Here is a 25,768-nt window from a genome sequence, read left to right on the forward strand (position 1 = left end):
AATATAAATCCAACCCCGGGCGCAGCCAACCCGGGGCGCGGCTGATAGAATCCGCACCTTCACGTTGTTTCAGTCGCTGCCAACTCCGCTGTACCCCTATGACCAAACTCAATCCGCGCCAGGCGGAAGCTGTCAAATACGTCGATGGACCCTGCCTGGTACTGGCCGGCGCCGGTTCCGGCAAGACCAGTGTGATTACGCGCAAAATCGCCTATCTGATCGAAGAGTGCGGCTATCAGGCGCGAAATATCGCGGCACTGACCTTCACCAACAAGGCCGCGCGGGAGATGAAAGAGCGCGTCGGCAAGCTGATCGTGGGCCCGGACGGCAAGAAGTCCAAGGCCTCCCACGGCCTCACCGTGTCCACCTTCCACAACCTGGGCCTGAACATCCTGCGCAAGGAGCACCGCGCCGCCGGCTTCAAACCCGGCTTCTCCATTTTCGACGCCGAGGACGCCCGCGGCCTGATCAAGGAGCTGATGCTGCGCGACGGCGATCTGGACACCGACCTGCTGGACCGGGTGCAGAACCAGATCTCCAACTGGAAGAACGACATGCTCACCCCGCGCAAGGCGCTGGAACTGGCGCAGAGTCCCGGGGAGCAGGCGATGGCGGTGGCCTACGGGCGCTACTGCGAGGCACTCAAGGCCTACAATTCCGTCGACTTCGACGACCTGATCCTGATCCCGGTGCAGCTGTTCGAATCCGATCCGGAGCTGCTGTACCGCTGGCAGCGCAAGATCCGCTACCTGCTGGTGGACGAGTACCAGGACACCAACAGCTCCCAGTACCTGATGGTGAAACTGCTGGTGGGCAGCCGCGGCGGCCTCACCGTGGTGGGCGACGACGACCAGTCCATCTACGCCTGGCGCGGCGCGCGCCCGGAGAACATGAGCCAGCTCAAACAGGACTACCCAAACCTGCGCCTGATCAAGCTCGAACAGAACTACCGCTCCACCAGCCGCATCCTCAAGGTGGCCAACCACCTGATCGCCCACAACCCGCACGAATTCGACAAGGCGCTGTGGTCCGACAAGGGCCTCGGCGACGAAATCCGCGTGCTCAAGACCACCAACGAGAACGAGGAAGCGGAGCGCGTCGCCAACGAGATCTTCCTGCAGAAGGCCCGCCGCGGCGCCAAGTTTATGGACTTCGCGGTGCTGTACCGCGGCAACCATCAGGCGCGGCTTATCGAAATGAAGCTGCAGGAAAACCAAATTCCGTATCAAATGTCCGGCGGCACCAGCTTCTTCGCCCGCGCGGAGATCAAGGACGTGATGGCCTACCTGCGTCTGTTAGTAAACCCGGACGACGACAACGCCTTCCTGCGCATCATCAACACCCCGCGCCGCCAGATCGGCACCAGCAGCCTGGAGGCGCTCGGCAACTACGCCAAGGGCCGCGAGGTGTCGATGCTGCAGGCGTGTACCGAGATCGGCTTCAAGGAGCACATCACCGAGCAGGGCTACGAGCGCCTGAACCGCTTCGCCCACTGGCTGCAGGGTGTCGCCCGCAATTGCGTCGACAACAACCCGGAAACCGCCCTGCGCGAAATGCTCGACGACATCGACTACGCCGGCTGGCTGTCGCAGAACGCCAGCAGCGAGAAGGTCGCCGAGAAGCGCATGGAGAACGTCTACTGGCTGCTGGACAGCCTGATGAAAACCATGGAGGGCACCGACGACGAGCTGGAGCAGGATGTGCGCCTGGAACAGGCCATCTCCAAGCTGATCCTGCGCGATATGCTCGACCGCCAGGAGGAAGAGGAAGCCACCGACAAGGTCAGCCTGATGACCCTGCACGCGGCCAAGGGCCTGGAGTTCCCCCATGTATTCATGATCGGCATGGAGGAAAACCTGCTGCCGCACCGCAACAGCATCGAGGACGACAATATCCAGGAAGAGCGCCGCCTCACCTATGTGGGCATCACCCGCGCCCAGCGCACCCTGACCATGACCCTGGCGGGCAAGCGCAAGATGTTCGGCGAGAACCAGGACACCACCCCCAGCCGCTTCCTCGACGAACTGCCGCAGGAAGACTGCGTGTTCGAGGGATTTGGCAAGGCGACGCCGGAGCAGAACCAGGCCAAGGGGGCGGAGACGTTGGGGTCGCTGCTGAGTATGTTTGACTAAACGGCAGGGCCGAAGGCGCCGTGAATACCTGGAGCGGCCGGAACGCTGTTTAGCACAGCCGAAGGCTGCCCGAAGGGCGAGGTGATGCGGCACACCGACCATGGATGGCCCGAGTGACTATCTCCGCCATGCCGGACTCGATCCGGCATCCAGCCCCACTGGGCACCGGCCCGCGCCGGTGTGACGGGCGAGAGAAATCCAGCACAATCCAGAAACAAAAAAGGCCGCTCACTGAGCGGCCTTTCTATTCTCGACGGTAAGCGATCGCTTACTTGCTGTTTTCCACCATATGGTCAACGGCCGCTTTTACCTCGTCGTCGGAGCAGGTCATACACAGACCTTTCGCCGGCATCGCGTTGAAACCGTTCAGCGCGTGGGTGTAGAGCGTATCCATACCCTTGGCAATACGCGGACCCCAGGCGCCGGCGTCGCCGAACTTGGGTGCACCCGCCGCACCGGTCGCGTGACAGGCGGCGCAGTGGCCGCTGTATACATCAGAACCGCTGCGGGCACCGCCGGAAGAGGCCGCTGTCGCGGGCGCTGCCGCCGCACACTCATCGCCCTTCATGCAGGTCTGACCAGCAGGCGCAATGCGCTCGGCGATCTGTTCATCCACAGACTGGGCCACAGCCATGGCCGCGCCAGCCGCTACGGCCAGGGCCGCCACGAAATTCAAAACTACTCTCATCCAATCCCCCTGAAGGCCCAAGCCGGCCCGTAGATTTCGGCGCAATCGCCACAAACCTCTGTCAAACAGCCGCGCATTATAAGCATAGCGCCGGCCCCTGCGAAGGCCTGTGCCGCATCCGCTTGCCCCGGTGGGGGGAAATCGGGCAAGTCAGTGGGCGTTTGCGGCGTAGGGCATCTGGTCCCGATAGGTGTCCCAGTCGTTCACCAGGGTATCCACCACGCGGCTGCCCACGCGGTAGGCGCTCTCCAGTGACAGCTGCAGGCCGGCGTAGTCCTCGCCCTCGCTGAGCAGGCTTTCCGCTGCGGTCATTCCCGGGTGCGGCACGGTAAAGTTGCTGGCGGTGCGCAGGACCATCAGGCGGTTGTAGTCCGCCCTGCCGGCACGGTCGAGGTAGGCCAGGGATTGAGCGGTGCCGGTGTCCTCCATCGCCGAGGAAACAAAGCTGCCCTGCCCCTCACTCCAGTAGTCCACCCACTGGTTCGCCCAGCGGTTCAGGTGGTCACCGTGCCAGAAAGTCATACCCGCCAGATTGTCGCCCTTCAGCACAAACGGTTTGCGCTGCGCGTTGGGGAAGTCGGTGAGCTTTTTGCGATTCTCGGCGATGGTCTCGTCATCCCCCAGATCGATATCCTTGGTAAGCTGAAATGCCCATTCGGTCAGCTGGCCGTTGATGCGGAACACCTCCCCCTGATTCGGCGGGCGTTTCTCCGGGTAGGGGCCCTTGCTGAACAGTGGAAAAATGCCGGTGGACCAATCTTCCGGCAGTTCGCGACTGTCGATTTCGTGCATCAGATCGCCGTCCACCAGCCACTCCGCCCAGGCAGCGGAACCAATAGAGGCATCCGCCGGATCGAAACCGGAGATACCAGCCACCAGCCAATAGGCCTTGCGGAGATCAAAGCGCGGATCCAGGCCCAGCGCCATCACCGCCGAGGAGGATTTATTGGTACCCATGCCGGTCACCATACCCAGCACGCCGGTTTCCGGATTCAGGAACAGGTCGTGGTGGGATTGCGGAAACGGGAAGCGCTGGCTCAGCTTCTGGCGTTCCTTCCACAGCTGGAATTCGCCGGCGGTATCCCCCTCGTCTTCACCGATTTCAAACATGTTCACCACCACGACTTTCACCGGAATCGGCAAAGACGATTGGGTACTCTGGTTTTCCGCGGGCGTTTCGGCCTTTTTTTCACATCCTGCCAATACCAGCAGCGAAAACAGTACAGAGGACAGCGTTCGTTTACAGAGCGAATGTTTCAACATCATTTTTCTCGCGGGTTCTCGTCAATAATTTCAATTGGCGGCCATGACCGGTGTGGAGAATTCACAGAGTTTGTAGTGCTTGCAGATAAAGCCGTGGCTGCGCGGTACCACGTCATCGAGTGCTGCGGAGCCGTGGCGCTGGAAGCGCTTCTTGAACTGTTCCAGCCGAGTTTCATAGTCCTGTAACAGTGCGCGCTTGGTTTCGTCGTCGGCAAAACTGTGTTGCAGGGAGTTGCGGGCCAGGGAGGTCAATTCCTCCCACGACAGGTTGAACTCTTTGACGGCAACAAAATATTCATCGGTCATATTGGAATCCCACATGCCGCGGTCATCGGTGGACAGCGCCACCGGAATGCCCATGCGCAGGTATTCCGGGAAGGGGTGCTGGCTGTAGTCATCCACATAGTCCAGCAGCAGGTTACTGATCAGGTTGATCTCCACCAGATAGTCGCTGTTGCGCATCAGCAGCATGGTGTCCGGGTCGCTAATCAGGTTTACCCCATGGCCGATCCGCGAAGCGCCCAACAACAGCGTATCGCGCACATGGTGATTGGGTTCATCCACTTCGCCGGCGTGAATCGCCAGCGGGATGCCCGGAATATCCCGGCGCAACTTGCGCAGGGTGGGCAGGAAACGCAGCGGGTAGCCTTTGTCGTTGTCCTCGCGGCCGACCATGTTGATTCCCACAAACAGGTCGCGATTTTTATTCACAAAGCGGTAAATCCATTCCAGGTCTTCCTCGGCGTTGCCGATAAATCGCAACAGGTAATACTGCATGCGCGCAGTCACGCCGGTGGCTACGGCATCGGACTGCGCCAGCCGTTTGCGGAAAATATCCGCCACCTCGTCCGGGGTAAACGCGCTGCCGTCGGGGCGGGTATAAAAGCGGGTCCCTTCCATGGTCTCGAGATAGCTGAGACCCTCGCGGGCGAAGGCCTGCATATTTTTCACCAGCATCTCGGCATTGATGTACGGGTTGCGGCCGAGATCGTTGAGGCGCTGCCAGTGGGTCTGGAAAAATTCCTCGCGTCCCTCGTGCTTTTTATCCAGGCGCAGACTGTTCATCCAGGCAGTTTTTTCCCCTGGATCCAGCGCGTCGATTTTTTTGTACTCGCCTTTTTCGCAATCGGAAAGTGCTTGATAACTGGAGGCCTGCAGATTGCGGAAATACATAAGATAGGGGGCCATGCCGAACATGTCGTGGCCGTAGCCGGCGCAGTTGTCGATGCGCACGCGGGTGTAGTATTCGTAGCCGCCGTTCAGTTTTTTATTGGTGGCCAGCTGGTACCACCATTCGCTGAAGTTGGAGCCGGTCAGGTGATTGTGCAGGTCTCCACCCTTCGGCAATGCGTAGAGAAAACGGTAGAGATCGCGGTCGTCGGCGGAGGCCTTGAACGCCTCGAACCATTGTTCAGCCGCGCCGGCGGATGGACTCACAATGCCCGCCAGCAGGCTCGCGCAGATACCCAGTGTGCGGAAGATGGCAGGCTTGAATCGCTTGGCCATGGTAACGATAAAACTCCAGCTGCAGAAACAGGATTAACCCGGAAAACACGCCCAGAAAAGAGTGTACCGGGTGAATGTGGCAATTGAATGCGAATCAGAAATTCTTGCGGAATTCCACCCCGAGGACACGCGGGTCGTTGACGAAGCCGGTCAGATTATTGAAATCGATCTGACCCTTGATGTTTTCCTCGTCGGTAATATTGCGCCCGAACAACGCCACCTCGTAGTCGCCGACAAAGCTGGTGTACCCCAGGCGCAGCCCGCCCTCAAACTGGTTGTCGATGGTGTACTCCTCAGCAGTATATAGCGCCAAGTGGGTCTCGCCCTGATAGGCCCAGTCGGTAAACAGAAACATTTCACCTTCGCTGCCCACTGGCAGGCTGTAGCGCAGGGTAAAATTGAACACGCTCTCCGGCGCGGACTGGAAAGGATTGCCGTCGATCATGGCGAGGCCGTCAACCGGCACCGGATCGGTAACGGTACACTGGCCGGACCCACAGTAGGCTGTGGTAAGGCCGGCATCCTGGATTTCGGTATCCGCGAAGCCGGCACCGGCGGTAAGCAGCAGATTGTCCGTCGCCACCCACTCCAGATCTACCTCAAAGCCCTTGCCCACGCCCTTGTTCGCATTCAGCAGACGATTGAAGTTGCCGCCGCCACCAACGGCGGTCAACTGGATATCGTCAATCTGGTAGTAAAACACCGCGACATTGAGGCGCAGAGTATCTTCCAGCAGGTCCGCCTTGTAACCCACTTCAAAGGACGTGATGGTTTCCGAGTCGGCGATGGATGGGCTGCCCTCGAACGCCACATCGCGTGCCTGGATGGACTGGGCGCGGAAGCCTTCCGCGATACGGCCATAGACACTGGATTCGTCATTGAGAACATAGTTCAGGCTGGCCTCCCAGCTCAGCTGGCCATCGTCGATCTCCACCGGCTCGTAGTCCTGGATACTGGCGGCATCGATGACCAGGGCAAACCCGTCGACGTTCTGCTCACCGACCACCAGCGACTTTTCGTCGTAGGTGTAGCGCAGGCCCAGGGTGCCGGTGAGCGCATCGCTGAAATCGTAGGAGGTCTGGCCGAACAGCGCCCAGGAGGTGTTGCCGTGACGGACGGTGGTAGCGCCGTAGAAGCCATCGATACTGGTGACATCCAGGTCCGAGTCGTAATAGAAACCACCCAGCTGCCACTGCAGCGGATCATTGGTATTGCTGGCGAGGCGGATTTCCTGAGTGAGCTGGGAGACATCCGCCCGGTCTTCGGTGAGCGCATCAAACGGAATAAAGCCGGGGCCGTCGCCTACCACACCGCCGTCGATATCGCCTTTGCTGGAGCCGTCGGCACGCTCGTAGGCGGAGATACTGGTCAGCAGCATATCGCCCAGGTTCCATTCCAGCTTCAGGGAGGAGCCGGCGCTTTGGTATTTCTGCGGGTTGTTGTCACCATTGTCGAAGTACACCGAATCGCGGTCGAAGTTTTCCTTGAGTTCACCCTGCGCACCCTGTTCATAGATATTTGCGCGGAATACGCTGGCGGTGCCGTCGAGATCGCGTTGGTGCACATTCAGCAGCCCGGAAAAGTTATCCGTCGGGGTCCACAGCAACTGCCCGCGTGCCGCCAGCTCGGTGAAGCCGCCCATCACATCGTCTTCACCGGTGTAGCGGTTATCGATCCAGTCGCCGCGCTCCTGCCTCAGCAAAGACAGGCGGCCGGCCAGTTTGTCTTCTACCAGCGCGCCGCCAAAGGCGCCCTCGATATTCGCGGTGCCCAGTTCCCCCGCCGCCACTTTCATATAGCCGTCGCTTTCCCAGGTGGGCCTGCGGCTGTCGAACTTGATCACACCCGCGGTGGTGTTGCGGCCGAACAGCGTACCCTGGGGACCGCGCACCACCTCCACCTGTTCCACATCGAAAATCGGGAAACTTTTCAGCACCACGTTTTCCTGCACCACGTCGTCAAAGACAATGGACACCGGCTGCGACGCGGCGAGATCGAAATCCGCGTTGCCCAGGCCGCGAATATAGAACCTCGGTGCGGCGCGACCGTTGGAAGACTCGGCATAAAGATTCGGCACTCGCGCCGCCAGCGCGAGAATGTCGTCGCCCGCGGTGAACATGCTGTCAAGGCGCTCCCCGGACAGGGCGGCCACAGAAATTGGCACTTCCTGCAGACCCTCGCTGCGACGCTGGGCCGTCACGGTGACTTCTTCCAGCACCGCCGCTTTGTGCCTTGTCTCACTCTCAGCAGCAACGGCCACAGCGGGCAGGGTTGCGACAATGGCGGTCGCGAGGAGGGTATGAGTGAAGGCCTTGCTCATTTGTCAGATTCCTTAGCACCGCACCCGGACTGACAGGTCTGCCGGCCAGTGGTCTTCGGTGGTCGTTATGGTTGCTGATGTGTATTCCGTAAATCCTTGCACCATAAAGAGCAACGACCGTGCCAATCATTAACCGTCCGGTCAGGTTTTTCTCAGGAATCCTGACCGCCCATGTGCCTGCCGCAACCACACAGGATCACCCCGATTGCAATTTCACTGACATGTGCGATGCTGATTTCATCCTATTCGCGGCGGTTGCTGGTCAACAGCACCACTATCTGGCCCCGCCTTGGGTTTCCGCACCGTTTTAACTCAAAGGTATCGCCCGGTTCCGGGGTGCCCACTATTTGCGCGGCTAAAATCCACTTCGGTACTGTCCTCCTGGCGCAGCAAAAGGCGCCGCCTGCAGCCGCTATCAGCTTCGAGCAGACCCCAAACGCCCCCAACACGTGACGGCTAACCCCGCGGCAGATGACGCCCGCCTTGGGACGTATTCGACACCCCGCCGCCGGCACTCCGATCATCCCGCCACCTCCCACAGACAGCCGGATGGCCGGGCACTCAAATCCGGCCTTTGCCCCGCCCCCCGGCTTCTGTATAATCCGCGTCCGCGCTGGCTGTCCCGCCGCGCGTTTTCCGCCCGTAGCTCAGCTGGATAGAGCGTTGCCCTCCGGAGGCAAAGGTCAGAGGTTCGAATCCTCTCGGGCGGGCCATATATAAAAAGGCCACCCGTTGGGTGGCCTTTTTATATATCGTCCCTTGTCCGCGGGTTTCGACCAAATCCCAGGTTCGACTCGCAGGCGCAAAGCGCCGGAGAGCAGCGAGTCCAAAGGGCGAAGCTAATCCTCTCGGGCCACTAGGCAAAGGCCACCTCCGGGTGGCCTTTCTCGTTTATGGCTCGCGGGGCGCCACACCACCAAACTCGGCACAGGGCTCAATCATCCCACGCCGGGGCAAACCCGGGATTCACCAGCCGCTCTCCCCGCTCCAACGCATCTATTTGCCGCAGTTCTGCCGGCGTCAGCTGCAGAGACTGTGCGGCGAGATTACTGGCCAGGTGCGTCCGGTTGGTTGACGAGGGAATGGTGACAACGCCCCGCGCCAAGCTCCAGGCAAGCACGACTTCCGCAATGCCGACTCGGTGGCTCTCGGCAATCTGTCCCAGAGTTTCATCATTGAGTACCTTGCCATAGGCCAGTGGCATATAGCCGGTGACGGCAATACCACATTGGCGACAGTACTCAACCACTCGACGGTTCTGGAAATAGGGATGTATTTCCACCTGATTGGTCGCGATTACGCCCTCGCCCAGAGCCGCGGCCGCTTCCTCTACTTGTGTCGTGGTGAAGTTGGATACACCAATGGCCCGCGCGAGGCCGGATGTTTTTGTGTCCGACAATCGCTTCAGATAGTCGGCCATCGGCGGCCCCGGCTCTCCCGCCGGCCAGTGAGTCAGCAACAGGTCCACATAGTCGGTGTGCAGCTTTTGCAGGCTTTCACGCACACTGTCGAGAAAGCGATCCTCGCCGAGATTTTCCAGCCACACCTTGGTGGTCAGGAAAATTTCCGCGCGCGGTATACCGCTGCCGGCAATCGCCCTGCCTACATCCGCTTCATTGCCGTATATCTGGGCGGTATCTATATGGCGGTATCCCAGTTCCAGTCCCATCCTGACCGATTGCTCGGCCTGTTCACCTTCGAGCCGGAAGGTGCCCAGTCCAAATTCGGGTATTTGCGCCATGGTTTTTTCTACTCCGTTCAAGCTGATTCAAATTCGGTCATCATTTTTTAACGTGTTGTTATCGCGGTTGCTTATCCGCGATTACCACCAGCCGCCAACGCCGTGCGGCCTGCGTCACGGCGATCCAGCAGACCGGACAGGCGCGTCAGCACCAGCGCAAGCAGCACGATCAACGCGCCGATCCAGGGGGTATCCATAAGCTGGCGGTGCTCGATCACCGCACCGCCGAGCACAGCGCCGATGGCAATGCCGATATTGAACGCGGCGATATTCAGGCCCGACGCCACATCCACCGCCTGTGGTGCGTGTTTCTCGGCGAGCTGCACCACATACACCTGCAGCCCGGGCACGTTGCCAAACGCAAAGGCACCCCAGACCAGCACCGTCAGCACCGCCGCCAGCGGATAGCCCGCGGTGAAGGTAAACAGGGTGAGAATCGCGGCCAGTGCGGTGAAAATGATACTGAGCGCCGCCACCGGACCGCGGCGATCCGCCAGTTTGCCGCCCCAGATATTCCCCACCGCAACGGACACGCCGTACACCAGCATGATCAGCCCGACCGCCACCGGGGCAAAACCGCTGACCTGTTCAAGGATCGGCGCAAGGTAGGTGAATGCGGTAAACGTACCCCCGTAGCCCAGCGCGGTCATCGCATAAACCAGCAGCAGGCGCGGTTCGGTCAACACTGCCAATTGCTGTTTGAAGCTGGCGGGCGTGGATTGCCTGAGATTGGCCGGCACCAGCAGCGCACTGCCCACCAGCGCGATCAATCCCAGCGCAGACACGATCAGGAAAGTGGCGCGCCAGCCGAAGTGCTGCCCGATCCAGGTACCGAGCGGCACGCCGGTAACCAGCGCCACCGTGAGTCCGGTAAACATCAGAGCAATGGCACCAGCCTCTTTGTCTTTGCTCACCAGACTCGTGGCGATGGTAGAGCCGATGGCGAAAAACACGCCATGTGCCAGTCCGGTCACGACGCGCGCGGCAATCAGCGAACCATAGCCCGGAGCCAGCCAGGCCAGCAGATTACCCAGGGTAAACAGGCCCATTACGCTCAGCAGGACCGCCTTGCGGTTCCAGCGCCCGGTCAACGCCGTGAGCACAGGTGCGCCCACGGCGACACCAAGGGCATAGAGACTGACCAGTAACCCCGCTGAAGGCAGGGACACCGCCAGGTCATGGGCGATGGTTGGCACAAGTCCGACTATCACGAATTCCGTTGTGCCAATGGCGAAGGCGCTGAGCGCCAGTGCCAGTAATGCAAGGGGCATATCAATCACTCCGCAGGTTTCTGTTGCGGCGGAGTATGGCGATGGCTACCTTTCACAAAAATAGTGGCAAACACAAAAGAATTTTGCAGATATGACAATAGTCTCGCGCACCGAAGACCTGGAAATCCTGCTGGCAGTTGTAGATACCGGCGGGTTCTCCGCCGCAGCCAGGTTGCTGGATATCCAGGTAGCCCGGGTATCCCGCGCGGTAACCCGCCTGGAGTTCGAGCTGGGAGCCACGCTGCTGAACCGCACCACGCGGCGGGTGGAGTTGACCGAGGAGGGACAGAGTTTTGTCGCGACCATTCGCGATGGCCTGCAGCTGCTGACCTCCGCCGAGGAAAATCTGCGCGTGCAACATCGCCGCCCCGCTGGCCGTTTGCGGGTGGATGCCGCCACGCCGTTCCTGCTGCACCAGCTGGTGCCGCTGGTGCCGGCATTTCGCGCGGCCTACCCGGAAATCCGACTGGAGCTGATTGCCAACGAACAGATCATCGATCTGATCGAACGGCGCACCGATCTGGCTATTCGCATCGGTACGCTGGAAGATTCCAATCTGCACGCGCGCTTGCTGGGGCGCAGCCCGTTACACCTGGTCGCGAGCCCGGCGTATCTCGAGCAAGCGGGCACGCCGCTGCACATCGCAGATCTCGAGCAGCATACGTTGATCGGATTTGCCGACGCCGCGCACCTCAACATTCTGCCGTTTCGCCAACCGCAGCCATTTCAGCCACAAATCGCGTCCAGCAGCGGGGAAGCCATACGGCAACTGGCACTCGCCGGTCAGGGCATCGCCCTGCTGTCGAATTTCATGGTTCGCCAGGACATTGCGCATGGGCATCTGGTCAGTGTGCTTGGCGAAGCGCTGCAGAGCCCGAACCCGCGCGAGCCGGTGCAGGCGGTTTACTATCGAAGCGGTGCCGTTTCGCCGCGGATTGCGGCCTTTCTCGAATTCCTCGGTGGGCGGTTGCAACTTTGAGCCGGCCCGCCGCCCTCACTCATGCGGGTCCGCAGCAGCGTATGAACCACTATATGAACCACTAGTCGTGCATGCGGAAAGATGTGCGCTCAACGCGCTATCGCCATAGGCTCCGCACAACCTGCACATCGTTCCTTCCCAAGCGAGAGGCGGCGCCAGTCGAGCGTTTCCGCCTCGAAAACTTGCAGGGTATCCAGGCTGCCAAGTGGCAGGCCCGCCAATAACTTGATCGCTTCAAGTGACTGAGCACTACCGACAATTCCCAGTGCAGGTCCAATAACACCTGATGTCTCACAGTTATCCACTCGTTCCTGTTCAGTATCCGGAAAAAAACAGGTGTAGCATGGTGAACCCTTTCGACGAAAATCAAAGCTTACCAACTGACCCGAAAAGCCCTGCACTGAGGCCATGATCACGGGTACCGCCATCTCCCTGCAGACCCGATTAATACTCTGGCGAATTCGCTGGTTATCGGTACAGTCCAGTACCAGATCCACGCGAGACGCGTGTTCTGAAAGCCAGGCCTCGCTTGCCTTTTTTACATAAGGCAGTATCCGGATATGTGGGTTCACGGCCCCCAATTGCTGGGCGGCAACCAGCGCCTTAGGCTTGTGAATGTGGTTTGATTTGTACAGGATCTGGCGCTGTAAATTCGACAGCGCCAACGTATCTCCATCGACCAGATGCAGTTCACCAATACCTGCTGAAGCGAGATATAGCGCGGCCGGACAACCCAGGCCTCCCAGCCCCACTACCATCACCCGGGCACTGGCAAGCTTCTCTTGGGCCGCTTCGCCCATTTGCGGCAACATGATCTGGCGACTGTAGCGGATACGATCTTTATGACTGATCACGTAGTTTTCCCATCGAAAATTCACATTGCTATCGGGCCCACTTTTCCAGCTCCCGTCGGTCGCTGTCGCGGGCGGCCACCCAGGTGTCGCCGGTCTCGCCGGATTCCAGCTTCCAGAAGGGGGCCTCCGTCTTGAGGCGATCCATAATGTATTGGCAGGCAGCGAACGCCGCCTGGCGGTGGGGGCTGGTTACTCCCACGAATACGATATCCTCCTCCACGGCCATGGCGCCGACACGGTGCAGCAGGCGCACCCGGCCCAGTTCCCAGCGGGTGCGTGCGTCACTGACGATGCGCTGCAGGCTTTTTTCGGTCATGCCCGGATAGTGTTCCAGCGCCAGGCCGCTGACACCGACCCCGGCATTGAAGTCGCGCACCGAACCAACAAACAGGGCGCTGGCTCCGTCGCTGCGGTTGTTCGCGCGCAGTGCCGCATACTCATCGCCCACCGCAAAGGGCGCCGTGCGGACGTCAATAAAATCCATCGCCTCTTAACCTCCGGTGACCGGCGGGAAAAATGCGACTTCATCGCCATCGGTAATCCGGGTAGTCGCCGCGGCGATCTCCTGGTTGACCGCCGCCTGAATATCGGCAGCTTGCAGCGGCGCCTGCCAGTCAGGGAACAGCTCACCGAGACGGTTGCGCAACTCGGCCACGCTGCCGGAAAAATCTTCCAAACAGTGCTCGGCCGTGCCCAGGCGCGCGCGCAGGCTGGCAAAAAACAGAACCTTAACCATGTGTCACCTCATCACAGTGCCAGTGCCCCCGTTTGCCGCCGGATTTTTCCACCAGGCGGGTGGGGCCGATCTCCATTGCCGGGTCCACGGCCTTGCACATGTCGTAGACGGTCAGTGCCGCCACCGCGGCGGCAGTCAGTGCTTCCATTTCCACCCCGGTACGGCCGGCAAGGCGACAGTAGCTAAAAATGTGCACGCAGTGCTTCTCGGGCAACAATTCAAATTCCACGTCCACTTTGGTCAGTGCCAGCGGGTGGCACAGCGGAATCAGCTCAGAGGTTTTCTTCGCCGCCTGGATACCGGCAATGCGCGCCACTGACAGTGCATCGCCTTTCCTGTTGCTGCCGGTCACCAGCAGCTCGAACGCTTCGGCACTCATGTGCACGGCACTTTCGGCGCGGGCACTGCGTTCGCTTATGGCTTTATCCGTGACGTCCACCATGTTTGCCTCACCGCGCTCGTTGAGATGGGTCAACCGGCTCATCCCATCACTCCCGGGATTCGCAGGCTGGCTGCGCCGCGCGGATATGCGGCACGAAATTACAGGGGCGGTGACGCGAGTCCAGCTGCTGGAGCAGGATGCCTTCCCAGGCAGTGCGACAGGCGCCGGTAGAGCCGGGCATACAGCAGATCAGGGTGTGGTTGGCCAACCCGGCGAGTGCGCGCGATTGCACCGTGGAACTGCCGATCTCGCCGAATGAAATATGCCGGAACAGTTCGCCGAACCCCTCCACGGTTTTGTCGAACAGTGGCAGCAGTGCCTCCGGGGTGGAGTCGCGATCGGTAAACCCGGTGCCGCCGGTGACCAGCACCACCTGGATCTGCGGCTCGGCGATCCAGCGCGAGATCACCGCGCGCAGCTGGTACACATCGTCGGGGGCGATCAGTTTTTCCATCAGCCGGTGGCCCGCGTGCTGCAGCGCATCCACCAGATAGGCGCCGGAGGTGTCGTTGTCGCTGGTGCGGGTGTCGGACACGGTCAACACCGCGATATTGAGGGGCTCGAAAGTTTGTTCAGCGTGTCCAGCCATAATGCGTCCGTCCGTTCAGTCTGATTCAGGTAAAAGTTGTTGCGGGTAGTTCGCCGCGTATTCGGCGGGGGTATTCATGTTGCTGAAGCTCTGCGCACGCACAGGCATCGTCAGCTGGCGCGCGCCACAACTGGTGAACTGCCGGGACACCGTTCAGCCTCCCAGCATCGCCAGGTTGCGGGTGGCACCGGTAAAGCCGCTGGCCAGCTGGTGACTGGCATTCTTGCCACACACGGCGGCGCGGATCTGCTCCGCCAGCGCCTGGTGATCGCCGCCGCCGATGGCATCGCGCAGATCGATGCCCTGCTCTGCAAACAGGCACAGGTGCAGCGCGCCCTGGGCAGACATGCGCAGCCGGTTGCAACTGACACAGAAATCTTTGCTATAGGGCATGATCAGGCCAATGCGACCGGCATAGTCCGGATGGGCGTATTCTTTCGCCGGCCCGGCATCGCGGGGACGCACCACCTGCTCCCAGCCGGTGCGCAGCAGCAGCTTTTCGATATCGCTGCCGGCTACATGGTTGCTGGCAAAGAAATCGCGGTTGTCGCCGGTGCGCATCAGCTCGATAAAGCGAAGGCTCACCGGTGTGACCCGGATCCACTCGAGAAAGTGATTGTACTCGGCGAAGTTGTGCTCGCGCAGTAACACCGCATTGACTTTGGTGGGAATGCCCAGTGCCAGCGCGCGGTCGATACCACACAGGATTGTATCCAGCTTGTCGTGGCCGGTAATTGCCCGGAATTGCTGCGGGTCCAGGCTGTCGATACTGACGTTGAGTTGATCCAGCCCGGCGCGCTGCCAGGCGTCGATTTCCATGGGGAGTCTGTAGCCGTTGGTAGTGATGGCGACACAACGGATGCCGTCGACGCTTTTGACGGTTTCGATCAGCTGCTCCAGATCTTTACGCAGCGACGGTTCTCCGCCGGTAAGGCGTACCTTTTCCGTGCCGAGGGAAGCAAAGGCTCCTACCACCGTGCCCACCTCGACAACGCTGAGCGGATTTTCCCGCGCACTCGACTGGCCGCACTGATAGCCATCCGGCAGGCAGTAATTGCAGCGGAAATTGCAGATGTCGGTCACGGACAGGCGCAGGTAGTAGAACCTGCGCCCAAAACTGTCTTGTAACATTAAACGCCTTTCCAGATTCAGGAGGCCGCGCGGTTTCCCGCGCAACCCTGGTGGCCGGTATGGCCACGGTCCCGGCACCCTGCGGCAGTGGCCGTGTAGGTAAAGGGACTCGGTGTTTAAACCGCAGTCAGTGTATCAACACCGTATTATTCCGCTCGGGGCAATGGTGGTACTCCCGGGGGAGGAGTGTATGTCGCGAGCAGGAGAGCCCCGTTTTAGCGGCTTGTTGAAAAACGTCATCCACAACCTTTTACAACCCGGGTTTGCGCTTCAGAAATTCGCAGTGAACATCAGCCACACTTTGTCGGTATCCACGCTGAAGGTGTCGGCACGGTAACTGGCGTACTTGATTTCGCCACTCAACTGCTCGGTCAGTTTGCGTGCAAAGCTGAGGTCCCACTCACCGCCGTAATCCGCCCCACCCTCGCTGGCGCTGAAGCTGTGATAGGTTATGTCGAGGTTGCCTCCTGCAACCTTCATGGCGACACCGACATACAGATCCTCGACGCCATCTGCCGGTGTTGCCAGGAACTTGTCGGCGAAGCCCTGATATTTGTGCAATGTGGCGAGCGGCGTGGCAAAGCCGCTGCCGTTGTCGGCCCCCAGCACTTCGCCGCCAACCCACATGTTTACCGTGCCCAGCGCCGCACCAAGTTCCGCCAGATAGTAGGGGGCACTGTACGCCAGGGCGCTGTCGCCGGTTTCGGTTTGTCTGGCGTAGCTTAGCCTGGCCTTGAGCGGGCCGAAGCCACCCTTGTAGTCGACGCCCAGAGTTCGGCTGGATGCGTTTGCCGCGCGGTCGAAGTCCAGCTCGTAGACAAACGCGCTGAGCCTGTGGCGCTCTGTCACCGGGTAACTTCCATGGAACAGCTGGATATCGCCGCTGAGGTCGGCATTGACGCTGTCTTCGCCGAAAATCCGGTTGACGTTGTATACGTAGCTGTAATCCAGCTGCAGGCTCTTTTCCGAGCCGTACTGGTAGCGGTATCCGTCATAGGTCTGCTCGTTCTGGCGCCAGCCCACACCGCCGACAAAGCGCTGGCCGTCGAGATTGATACGCTGGCGGCCGGCGGTTGCCACGGAGTTTTCCCCGCGGTATCGGATATAGGCCTGATTGACTTCGGTCCCCACCGGGTCCACTACCACCGGGTAGGTGCTGTTGTCGTTGATGGTGGAGTTGTAGTGTGGATTGCCGATGGCGCTGACATCATCCAGTTCCAGCACGCCGGTGAAGCCGCGGTAGTCGCCGCTGGTCCAGGTGAGGCGCGAGCGCAGGGTGGAGGCGCTCGCGTCCTCGCTGAAATTGTCCTGATCCACGCCTTCGAAGCGGTAGCGGAGCCCCAGGCGCGCGTCGCCGCCCATCAGGGCATCGGTGACAGTGTTCACGGTCTCCGCGACGGTGGGCAGGGTAACGACACTGCCGGCGGCGATGAACAGGGTGTGGCGGACGGCATGGGCAAGGCGGCATGTTTTCATGGGGTTTCCTCAGCGGCGATGACAGTTCCGGGTAGGGAAACTATCGCGACTGCGCCGTGCGGGAAATTCACCCGAAAGTGGCACAGCGCGGCGCCGCTACTCCCCCGGTCGCGCCACGCTACTCCCGAAGGGGCAGATCCGGCAGCGTATCGGCGTCGTGCAGAAAGTTATGCGCACGGGCAAACATCAGCCGCTCCCGCGTGCGCTCGCGTTCAAGCGCCAGATACATCACCAGCATGCAACAGGCCAGTACGCCGTAGAGCACCATGAATGCGGCGCTGTGAATACCCACAATGTCCTGTGCCAGGCCGAACAGCACCGGCAGGCTGAAGCCGCCGAGCGCGCCGATGGAGGACACCAGCCCGCTGACACTGCCCATCTGCCGCGGGTACTTGTCGAACACGATGCGGTACACCGAAGCGCGCCCGAAGCCCTGGGCAATACCGATTACAAGGATCAACAGGGTAAACAGTTCAATGCCCACCTCGATATTCAGTTGCACATCCCGCTCGACACCGTGGATGGTCATGCTGGTGGGCGGGTAACTGAGGAAGAACAGGCACACCAGACAGGTCCAGAACACGCTCCAGTTCACCGCGCGCGCGCCATAACGGTCGGCAAACCAGCCGCCCACCGCGCGCACCGAGCTCGACAGGGTGGCGAACAGCAGCGTCAGCAACAAGGCGGTTTTGGTGTCCGCGCCGTAGGCGGACACGTAATAGCGCGGCAGCCACAATAGCAGCGCGAGAAAACTGCCGAAGACAAAAAAATAATACAGCCCGAAGCGCAACACCCGCAGGTCGGTAAGCGGCTCGAGATGGAACGACAGCGGCGGCTGCCGGCGGCTGCGCATATAGGGTGTTTCCTTCGGCGCCCACAGCGCGAACAGCAGCGTCACCAGCAGCAAACCGGCGGCGAATACCGGCCCCACCATCGCGTCGCCCAGCCAGTTGGCCACCGCCGGCGCGCAGGCGAGCGCAATGGCCGCCCCCACATTGCCGGCGCCAAATACGCCGAGCGCAAAACCCTGATTGCGCGACTCGAACCAGGGGCTCAGGTAACGAACCCCCAACACAAAGCTCACCCCCGCAATCCCCAGCCACAGCCCGAGCCACAACAATGCTACATAACCATGCACCCGCGGCAGCAACAGCAGCGCGGGCACCAGCAGCAGCGATTGCCACACCAGCAGCCGGCGCGCGGAACAGCGTTCACTGAGCAGACCCGCCGGGTAACGCAGCAGTGCACCGCTCAGCATCGGCGCCGCCAACAGCACACCGAACTCGGTGGCGGACAACGCGAGGCGCGTGGCGAAATCCAGCCCGATCACCGCGTACAGAATCCACACGGAGAAATTGGCGGTGAACAGGGCAGTGGCGGCGATCAGGGCGCGGCCGGCCAGCTGTTGCGTGTAGTGCATGGGGTGTATTCCTCGGGAATAAAGCAGGTCGGGAATATGTTACGCAGCCGTGCGGTTGGCGACGCCACTTTACCCCCAATGACACCGCACCCGCGCACCCACCTCTCCGGCCTACCTCCTTCAGGGTAGGCGCCCACGTTTTTGCGGCATTTTTCCCGCGATTTTCCCCCGCGCCACCTCTCCCCAAGTGAGTAGTTCCACCCCAGCCGCTACCGGAGTTACCACTCCCGCGCGCTTTTCCTCCGCCGCCAACGCTCTAGCATCGGCGCGAACCTGCTGATTTTTTTCTTCCAGAATTCACAAGGAGCTGCGCGGCGATGAAGACAGACGATGGCCACTTTCAATTTTTTTCGTTGAGAGACCCGAAGATAAAAACGCTGCACATCACCTGGTTTGCATTTTTCCTGACATTTCTGGTGTGGTTCAGCCACGCGCCGCTGATAGTGTTCATCAAGGAGGCCTTCGAGCTCAGCAGCCAGCAGATCAAGGCGCTACTGATCCTGAACGTGGCACTGACGATTCCCGCGCGCATCGTGATCGGTATTCTCGTCGACCGCTTCGGACCGCGGCACATCTTCAGTATGCTGCTGATCATTTCCTCCTTCCTGTGCATGGGATTCGCGTCTGCCAGCAGCTACGAGGCGCTGGCACTGTTCCGCTTCCTGCTGGGGTTTGTGGGTGCGGGCTTCGTGATCGGCATCCGCATGGTGGGCGAGTGGTTCCCGGCCAAACAGGTGGGCCTCGCCGAAGGCATCTACGGTGGCTGGGGCAATTTCGGTTCCGCCGCCGGCGCCATGACCCTGCCGACCCTGGCGCTGCTGTTTGGCGGCGACGATGGCTGGCGCTACGCGCTGGCCTCTACCGGCGTGCTGACCTTCTTCTACGGTATCGTCTACTTCCGTATCGCGCGCAACACCCCCAAGGGCTCCACCTACTTCAAGCCGAAGAAAAGCGGCGGCCTCGAAGTCACCAGCAAGCGGGACTTCCATTTTTACCTGCTGATGAACATCCCCATGTACCTGGCGCTGGCACTGCTTGTCTACAAACTGTCACCGCTCGGGGTGGCACTGCTCAGCCAGCAGACGACCTATCTGTTGTGGACAGTGCTGGCCCTGCTGTTCGCGTTCCAGACCCAGCAGATCTGGCGGGTGAACAGGGACAACCTCAGACACGGCGTGCCGGAGCTGGAGAAGTACAAATTCAAGCAGGTAGCGATTCTCAACCTTGCCTACTTCGTCACCTTCGGTTCCGAGCTCGCGGTGGTGTCCATGCTACCGCTGTTTTTCCTGGATACCTTTGAAGGGCTGTCTGCGGTGAGCGCCGGCCTGCTGGCCTCCGGCTTCGCGTTCATGAACCTGGTATCTCGCCCCACCGGTGGCTACTTCAGTGACAAGCTCGGCCGCCGCCGCAGCCTGATGGTGCTGATCTGCGGGCTCGCCGCGGGCTACCTTGTGCTGAGTCAGATCACCGGCACCTGGTGGATCTGGATCGCGGTGCTCGCCACCATGAGCTGCTCCTTCTTCGTGCAGGCCGGCGAGGGCGCGGTGTTCGCGATCGTGCCGCTGGTGAAGCGCCGTATGACCGGCCAGATCGCCGGCATGACCGGAGCCTATGGCAATGTGGGCGGCGTGGTGTACCTGACCGCGCTGTCCTACGTCGACTACAGCAACTTCTTCCTGATTATCGCCGGGTCCGCCGCGGTCATCGCCGGGATCTGCTGGTTCCTCGACGAGCCCGCCGGCACCATCGCCGAGACCCTGCCGGACGGCAGTGTGCAACTGATCAATGTGGAATAAACCGGAGACGGAGCATGACGCAGGGCGTGGTGCGAAAACGGGTAGTGAACAGTAAGCAGGGAGCGAAACCCGCCCCGTCAAATGACAGCGGCGGCAGCGCGCCACTGCTCGAAAGTGGCCTCGCCACACTCGCCGGGCGCAAGCCCGACAACGAGGATGCGGCGATATTCCACTGGCCGGACGATCCACACCTGCGCGAATACCTGGGCGCGGTGGCGGCGGTAGCCGACGGCGTGAGCTCCGCCGAGGCCGGCGCCCACGCCAGCAAAACCGCCACCCGCCAGTTCGTCAGCGACTACTTCAACGTGCCCGATACCTGGCCGGTGGCGCGCGCCGGCGAGAAGGCACTCACCAGCATCAACAGCAAGCTCTACCGCCTGAGCCACGCCTTCACCCAGCAGGAGAAGGGTTACCTGTGCACCTTTTCCGCACTGGTGATCAAGAGCCGCACCGCGCACTATTTCCACGTCGGCGACAGCCGCATCTACCATATGCGCGGCGCCGAGCTGCGCCAGGCCAGTCGCGACCACACCGTGATACTCGGGCGCCAGCGCCAGATGCTGGTGCGCGCCCTCGGTATGGATACCGCGCTGCAGGTGGACTACGGCCGTATAGAACTCGCCCCCGGTGACCGGTTGCTGCTCACCAGCGACGGCGTGCACGATTTCCTGCCCGAGGAAACTCTGCGCGATATTCTCAGCGCGCCCGATGCCAGCGCCCAGCACAAGGCGAACGCCTTAGTGCAGCAGGCGCTGCTCGCCGGCAGCGACGACAACCTGAGTGCGGTGGTGCTGGAGATCATTGCACTGCCCGCCACCACACTCGACGAGTACAGCCGCCAGCTCACCCGGCTGCCGTTCCCGCCCCCCCTGGAACCCGGCATGCGCCTGGACGGCTTCCTGGTCGAGCGCGAACTTTACGCCTCCCCGCGCAGCCAGCTTTACCTGGTGCGCGATACCGCCAGCGGCGAGCAACTGGTGATGAAGACTCCGTCGGCGAACTATGCCGACGACTTGCACTACATCGACCGTTTCGTGCAGGAGGAGTGGGTGGGACTGCGTATCCAGCACCCGCGGGTGGCGCGCGTGCTCCGCCAGCAGCGGCCGCGCACCGCGCTCTACTACCTGATGGAATACATCCAAGGCGAAACCCTGGCACAGTGGATGCAACACAACCGCTTCCCCAAACCGACGCGCGCCTTCCGTCTGCTGCAGGAGATCGCCGCTGGCCTGCAGGCATTCCACGACCAGGAGACGGTGCACCAGGACCTGCGCCCCGCCAATATCCTGATCGACCGCGACGACCACGCCCGCATCGTCGACTTCGGCTCGGTGTACATAGCCGGCTCCGCGGAGATCTTCCGCCCGCTGCAGCACAGCAGCGCACTCGGCACGGCGAGTTATTCCGACCCGCACACCCTGCTTGGCCGCAATACCGGCATCCGCGGCGATCTCTACGCGCTCGCCACCATCGCCTACGAACTGTTCACCGGCCAGCTGCCCTACGGCGAAGAAATCAACGACTGCCGCGCGCGCGGTGACTACGAGCGCCTGCGTTACCGCGATGCGCGCCAATTCAACCCGGTGATCCCGCTGTGGTTCGACCGCGCCCTGGCGCGCGGCTGCGCCATTGATCTGGAACAGCGCTACCACACGCTCGACGACTTCATGGCGGACCTGGCAAACCCCAACCCGCGGTATCTGCGGGACGACCCCTCCGACCTGCACCACCAGCATGCCTCCCTGTTCTGGAAACTGCTGTGTGCCCTATGGGGCGTGACCCTGTTGGCGCTGCTGGCACTGTTCTCTTCGCCCTGACGCCACGCATTCAAAAATCACAACATGTTGTGTTCGAAAAACAAAAAAACACCACATCTGGTGACCCAGATCAATCCTCGCCGCAAGCGCGCCGCTAACATGGCCAAAAACAGTGAGAGAGAGTTCCCCATGCCCGACCCCACGCCTGCTTCCGCCAACGCTCCCACCCCTGCCGCAGGATCACCCGGCGGCGCACCGCGCACGGGCGGCACCGGCAAATACCTGGTGCGCAAACGCGATGGCCGCACCCTGGCGTTTGACCGCCATCGCATCACCCGCGCCATTCTCGCCGCCGGCCAGGCCGCCGGTGCTTTCGGGCAGGATGAGGCGGAGCTGCTGTCGGCCCAGGTGGTCAAGGTCATCGGCCACCGCTACGACGGCGACACGCCGGTGGATATCGAGGCCATCCAGAACATCGTCGAGCAGGTGTTGATCAGCAACAACCATCTGGACACCGCACGCGGCTACATCGCCCATCGCAGCCGCCACCAGCAACTGCGCGCCGACCGCCAGACCCTGGTGGACGTAGGGGCCTCCATCGACGAATACCTGCAGCAGGCGGACTGGCGCGTGGCTGCCAATGCCAACCAGGGTTACTCCCTCGGCGGCCTGATCCTGAACAGCGCAGGCAAGATGATCGCCAACTACTGGCTCAACCACGTCTACACCCCGGAGATCGGCGCCGCCCACCGCGACGGCGACCTGCACATCCACGATCTCGACATGCTCGCCGGCTACTGCGCCGGCTGGTCCCTGCGCACCCTGTTGAACGAGGGCCTGAACGGCGTGCCCGGCAAAGTGGAGTCCGCACCGCCCAGGCACCTGTCCAGCGCCGTGGGCCAGATCGTCAACTTCCTCGGCACCCTGCAGAACGAGTGGGCCGGCGCCCAGGCGTTCAGCTCCTTCGATACCTACATGGCGCCGTTCGTGCGCAAGGATCAGCTGAGTTATGCACAAGTGCGCCAGTGCATGCAGGAGCTGATCTTCAATCTCAACGTACCCTCGCGCTGGGGTACCCAGACTCCATTTACCAACCTCACCTTCGACTGGGTGTGCCCGGAAGACCTGCGCCAACAGGTGCCGGTGATAGGCGGCGAGGAAATGCCATTCACCTACGGCGAGCTCCAGCAGGAAATGGATCTCATCAACCGCGCCTACATCGAAGTGATGAGCGAGGGCGACGCCCGCGGCCGCGTGTTCACCTTCCCCATTCCCACCTACAACATCGCCCCGGACTTTCCCTGGCACAGCGAAAATGCCGAGCGCTTGTTCGAGATGACCGCGCGCTACGGACTGCCCTATTTCCAGAACTTTTTGAACTCCGACCTGAGTCCGAACATGGTGCGCTCCATGTGTTGCCGCCTGCAGCTCGACCTGCGGGAACTGCTGAAACGCGGCAACGGCCTGTTCGGCTCCGCCGAGCAGACCGGCTCTCTCGGCGTAGTGACCATCAACTGCGCGCGCCTCGGCTACCGGCACGCCGGCGACGAAGCCGCCCTGATAAAAGCCCTCGACCAACTGCTGGAACTCGCGTGCGATTCCCTCGAAGTCAAACGCAAGGTCATTCAACGCCACATGGACGCCGGCCTCTTCCCCTACAGCAAGCGCTATCTGGGCACATTGCGCAATCACTTCAGCACCATTGGCGTCAACGGCATCAACGAAATGATCCGCAACTTCAGCGCCGGTCGCGACGACATCACAAGCCCCGAAGGCCACGCCTTCGCCGAGCGGCTGCTGCAACATATCCGCACGCGCATGACCGAATTCCAGGAAGCTACCGGCCATCTCTACAACCTCGAAGCCACTCCCGCCGAAGGCACCACCTACCGCTTCGCCCGCGAGGACAAAAAGCGCTACCCGGACATCCTGCAGGCCGGCAGCGAACAGGCGCCCTACTACACCAACTCCTCCCAGTTGCCCGTCGGCTTCACCGACGACCCGTTTGAGGCCCTCCGCCGCCAGGAATCCCTGCAGGCCCTCTATACCGGCGGCACCGTGTTGCACCTGTACCTGGGCGAACGCCTGCCCGACGCCAACAGCTGCCGCACCCTCGTGCGCCGCGCCCTGGAAAACTTCCGCCTGCCGTACATCACCGTCACGCCGACCTTTTCCATCTGCCCGAAACACGGCTACCTGAGCGGCGAACACCCATTCTGCCCGCAGTGCGACGAAGAGCTGATCGCACAGAAACGCAAATGCGGTGAACACTGATTGACCCCACACTGACCCCAACCACAGCAAACAAAAGAGGAAAAACCATGGAAACCAAGACGATCACGCTCCGCGATGAAGAGCGCACCCCCTGCGAAGTATGGAGCCGCGTAATGGGCTACCACCGCCCGGTGTCATTCTGGAATCCGGGCAAGCAGTCGGAACATGCGGAGCGACAGTATTTTGTCGCGGAAAAGAAAGCCGGCTGACACACGCGATTGAACGGGCTGTGGAAAAACAGCCCGTTCAACCGGGTCAAGGATGGCCCGGCTGCAGCACACCATAGAACGCGCGATAGAACCGCCACCGGATTGACGCCCATACGATGAAAGAACAACTACGCGTAGGCGGATTCACTCCCTTCACCGCCATCGACTTCCCCGGCGCGCTGTCGGCCGTCGTCTTCTGCCAGGGCTGCCCCTGGCGCTGCCGCTACTGCCACAACGGCGGCCTGCTACCGGCAAAAAACGACGACCTCTACCAGTGGCCACAACTGCTGCAACACCTGGAACAAAAACGCGGCCTGCTCGACGCTGTGGTCTTCTCCGGCGGTGAACCCACCGCACAAGGCGCCCTCGAAACAGCCATTGACCAGGTCGCCGCCATGGGCTTCAAAATCGGCCTGCACACCGCCGGCATCTACCCGCGACGACTGCAAACACTCATTCCCAAACTCCACTGGGTAGGCCTCGATATCAAAGCCCTGCCACAGAACTACGCCGCCATCACCAGGGTGCGCAACAGCGGCCAAGCCGCCTGGCAAAGCGCCAGACTCCTGGCGGATGCACGGGTCCCCCTGCAGATCCGCTTGACCCGCCACCCGTCCCTCACCACTGAGAAAGAAATCGCACAGATACGGTACGAACTGAAAAAAATCGGAATTGATGAACTGGTCGTGCAGAAGTGCAACACCGAAAACTGTCTCGACCCCGCACTGCACCGCGCACTTATCCACCGCCAGTAAACCCACCGGCGCTTACTTGTCCTCGAGCTCCGCCAGCCGCGGCGAGATCACCGTTTGCAGTATCCGCTCGATTTCTTCCGGGGCGGGATCGGTGTGCATTTTTTTGCGCACACCTTCCTGCGACAGGTCTATGTGTACGTCGGGCACGATGCCCTGGCGGCTGAGACAGCTGCTGGCGCAGTGCAGGGGGCAGCCGTCCAGTACCAGTTTGCGACGGCCGGATCTGGCAATCCGCAACAGTGCCGGCACTTCGCCGCCGACGCCGGAAATGCAGGACATTTCCGCAAGTTTCATGCGGTCCAGCTTGACCGCCAGTGCGTTGGTGAGTTGTGCGGCGCTGGAGCAGCCGGAACAGGCATAGACCAGTGGCAACTCGCGATAACTCTTTTTGTCGGTCATAGGCAACCTCCCCCGGTGGCGGGCGCTATC

The 25,768-nt window shown here is 61.3% G+C and carries 23 protein-coding genes, 1 tRNA gene and 1 riboswitch; of the genes, 8 read left to right on the forward strand and 16 right to left on the reverse strand.

Annotated features, from left to right (window positions below):
* Positions 1-98 precede the first annotated feature (98 nt).
* Complete coding sequence (rep, locus tag GNX18_RS12920; RefSeq protein WP_138237117.1) at positions 99-2,132, forward strand: DNA helicase Rep; 2,034 nt, start codon at positions 99-101, stop codon at positions 2,130-2,132.
* Positions 2,133-2,400: 268 nt separating this feature from the next.
* Here the strand turns inward: rep and GNX18_RS12925 are convergent, their stop codons facing one another.
* From GNX18_RS12925 to GNX18_RS12940, 4 genes are all read right to left on the reverse strand, one after another.
* Positions 2,401-2,820: a cytochrome c5 family protein gene (locus tag GNX18_RS12925; RefSeq protein ID WP_166218614.1), complete on the reverse strand. Its 420-nt coding sequence runs from the start codon at positions 2,818-2,820 to the stop codon at positions 2,401-2,403.
* Positions 2,821-2,970: 150 nt separating this feature from the next.
* Positions 2,971-4,083 (reverse strand): purine nucleoside permease, encoded by a 1,113-nt coding sequence (locus GNX18_RS12930; protein ID WP_166218616.1) that lies wholly within the window; start codon positions 4,081-4,083, stop codon positions 2,971-2,973.
* A gap of 30 nt (positions 4,084-4,113) precedes the next feature.
* Complete coding sequence (locus GNX18_RS12935; protein ID WP_138237119.1) at positions 4,114-5,589, reverse strand: adenosine deaminase; 1,476 nt, start codon at positions 5,587-5,589, stop codon at positions 4,114-4,116.
* 94 nt (positions 5,590-5,683) lie between these two features.
* The gene (locus tag GNX18_RS12940) at positions 5,684-7,909 is read right to left on the reverse strand and encodes a TonB-dependent receptor (RefSeq protein ID WP_166218618.1); all 2,226 of its coding nucleotides are present in this window, start codon (positions 7,907-7,909) and stop codon (positions 5,684-5,686) included.
* A 636-nt stretch (positions 7,910-8,545) separates the two neighbouring features.
* On the opposite strand from GNX18_RS12940, the gene GNX18_RS12945 reads away from it, so the two are divergent.
* Positions 8,546-8,622: transfer RNA gene (locus tag GNX18_RS12945), tRNA-Arg, on the forward strand.
* Between the two features lie 221 nt (positions 8,623-8,843).
* Here GNX18_RS12945 and dkgB read toward each other — a convergent pair.
* Positions 8,844-9,650, reverse strand: a complete 807-nt coding sequence (gene dkgB, locus GNX18_RS12950; protein WP_166218620.1) for a 2,5-didehydrogluconate reductase DkgB — start codon at positions 9,648-9,650, stop codon at positions 8,844-8,846.
* Between the two features lie 71 nt (positions 9,651-9,721).
* Positions 9,722-10,921, reverse strand: coding sequence for an MFS transporter (locus GNX18_RS12955; RefSeq protein WP_166218622.1), 1,200 nt, complete (start codon positions 10,919-10,921; stop codon positions 9,722-9,724).
* A 91-nt stretch (positions 10,922-11,012) separates the two neighbouring features.
* On the opposite strand from GNX18_RS12955, the gene GNX18_RS12960 reads away from it, so the two are divergent.
* Positions 11,013-11,900, forward strand: a complete 888-nt coding sequence (locus tag GNX18_RS12960; RefSeq protein ID WP_166218624.1) for a LysR family transcriptional regulator — start codon at positions 11,013-11,015, stop codon at positions 11,898-11,900.
* Positions 11,901-11,989: 89 nt separating this feature from the next.
* Here GNX18_RS12960 and GNX18_RS12965 read toward each other — a convergent pair whose 3' ends face one another.
* The 9 genes from GNX18_RS12965 to GNX18_RS13000 form a co-directional block, all read right to left on the reverse strand.
* Positions 11,990-12,754, reverse strand: a complete 765-nt coding sequence (locus tag GNX18_RS12965) for a HesA/MoeB/ThiF family protein (RefSeq protein ID WP_138237125.1) — start codon at positions 12,752-12,754, stop codon at positions 11,990-11,992.
* Positions 12,755-12,782: 28 nt separating this feature from the next.
* The gene (moaE, locus tag GNX18_RS12970; protein ID WP_138237126.1) at positions 12,783-13,238 is read right to left on the reverse strand and encodes a molybdopterin synthase catalytic subunit MoaE; all 456 of its coding nucleotides are present in this window, start codon (positions 13,236-13,238) and stop codon (positions 12,783-12,785) included.
* Between the two features lie 6 nt (positions 13,239-13,244).
* Positions 13,245-13,490, reverse strand: a complete 246-nt coding sequence (locus GNX18_RS12975) for a MoaD/ThiS family protein (protein WP_138237127.1) — start codon at positions 13,488-13,490, stop codon at positions 13,245-13,247.
* Complete coding sequence (gene moaC / locus GNX18_RS12980; protein WP_138237128.1) at positions 13,483-13,974, reverse strand: cyclic pyranopterin monophosphate synthase MoaC; 492 nt, start codon at positions 13,972-13,974, stop codon at positions 13,483-13,485. Before moaC ends, GNX18_RS12975 begins: the two co-directional genes overlap by 8 nt.
* A gap of 4 nt (positions 13,975-13,978) precedes the next feature.
* Entirely contained in the window at positions 13,979-14,521 is a 543-nt protein-coding gene (gene moaB / locus GNX18_RS12985) for a molybdenum cofactor biosynthesis protein B (protein WP_138237129.1), read from the reverse strand.
* Between the two features lie 15 nt (positions 14,522-14,536).
* Positions 14,537-14,671, reverse strand: a complete 135-nt coding sequence (locus GNX18_RS19765; RefSeq protein WP_256367320.1) for a hypothetical protein — start codon at positions 14,669-14,671, stop codon at positions 14,537-14,539.
* A 3-nt stretch (positions 14,672-14,674) separates the two neighbouring features.
* A complete protein-coding gene (moaA, locus tag GNX18_RS12990) occupies positions 14,675-15,652 on the reverse strand; it encodes a GTP 3',8-cyclase MoaA (RefSeq protein ID WP_166218626.1) in 978 nt (325 codons plus the stop codon).
* Positions 15,641-15,779: riboswitch (molybdenum cofactor riboswitch) on the reverse strand. Its footprint overlaps the gene before it by 12 nt.
* Positions 15,780-15,922: 143 nt before the next feature.
* Complete coding sequence (locus GNX18_RS12995; RefSeq protein ID WP_166218628.1) at positions 15,923-17,128, reverse strand: alginate export family protein; 1,206 nt, start codon at positions 17,126-17,128, stop codon at positions 15,923-15,925.
* Positions 17,129-17,246: 118 nt separating this feature from the next.
* Positions 17,247-18,548, reverse strand: a complete 1,302-nt coding sequence (locus GNX18_RS13000) for a nitrate/nitrite transporter (RefSeq protein WP_166218630.1) — start codon at positions 18,546-18,548, stop codon at positions 17,247-17,249.
* Between the two features lie 317 nt (positions 18,549-18,865).
* Between GNX18_RS13000 and GNX18_RS13005 the strand changes: the two genes are divergently transcribed.
* The 5 genes from GNX18_RS13005 (at position 18,866) to GNX18_RS13025 (ending at position 25,339) form a co-directional block, all read left to right on the forward strand.
* Positions 18,866-20,344: a NarK family nitrate/nitrite MFS transporter gene (locus GNX18_RS13005; protein ID WP_166218632.1), complete on the forward strand. Its 1,479-nt coding sequence runs from the start codon at positions 18,866-18,868 to the stop codon at positions 20,342-20,344.
* 14 nt (positions 20,345-20,358) lie between these two features.
* Complete coding sequence (locus GNX18_RS13010) at positions 20,359-22,161, forward strand: bifunctional protein-serine/threonine kinase/phosphatase (protein ID WP_166218634.1); 1,803 nt, start codon at positions 20,359-20,361, stop codon at positions 22,159-22,161.
* 129 nt (positions 22,162-22,290) lie between these two features.
* Positions 22,291-24,375, forward strand: a complete 2,085-nt coding sequence (locus GNX18_RS13015; RefSeq protein ID WP_166218636.1) for a ribonucleoside triphosphate reductase — start codon at positions 22,291-22,293, stop codon at positions 24,373-24,375.
* A 47-nt stretch (positions 24,376-24,422) separates the two neighbouring features.
* Positions 24,423-24,584 carry an anaerobic ribonucleoside-triphosphate reductase gene (nrdD, locus tag GNX18_RS13020; protein WP_138237134.1) on the forward strand — a complete coding sequence of 54 codons (162 nt, stop codon included), beginning with the start codon at positions 24,423-24,425 and terminating at the stop codon, positions 24,582-24,584.
* A gap of 116 nt (positions 24,585-24,700) precedes the next feature.
* Positions 24,701-25,339, forward strand: a complete 639-nt coding sequence (locus GNX18_RS13025) for an anaerobic ribonucleoside-triphosphate reductase activating protein (protein WP_138237135.1) — start codon at positions 24,701-24,703, stop codon at positions 25,337-25,339.
* Between the two features lie 12 nt (positions 25,340-25,351).
* Here the strand turns inward: GNX18_RS13025 and GNX18_RS13030 are convergent, their stop codons facing one another.
* The gene (locus GNX18_RS13030) at positions 25,352-25,738 is read right to left on the reverse strand and encodes a putative zinc-binding protein (RefSeq protein ID WP_138237136.1); all 387 of its coding nucleotides are present in this window, start codon (positions 25,736-25,738) and stop codon (positions 25,352-25,354) included.
* Positions 25,739-25,768 lie beyond the last annotated feature (30 nt).

Origin of the sequence: Microbulbifer sp. SH-1, from assembly GCF_011326135.1 — a bacterium.
Classification (GTDB): domain Bacteria; phylum Pseudomonadota; class Gammaproteobacteria; order Pseudomonadales; family Cellvibrionaceae; genus Microbulbifer; species Microbulbifer harenosus.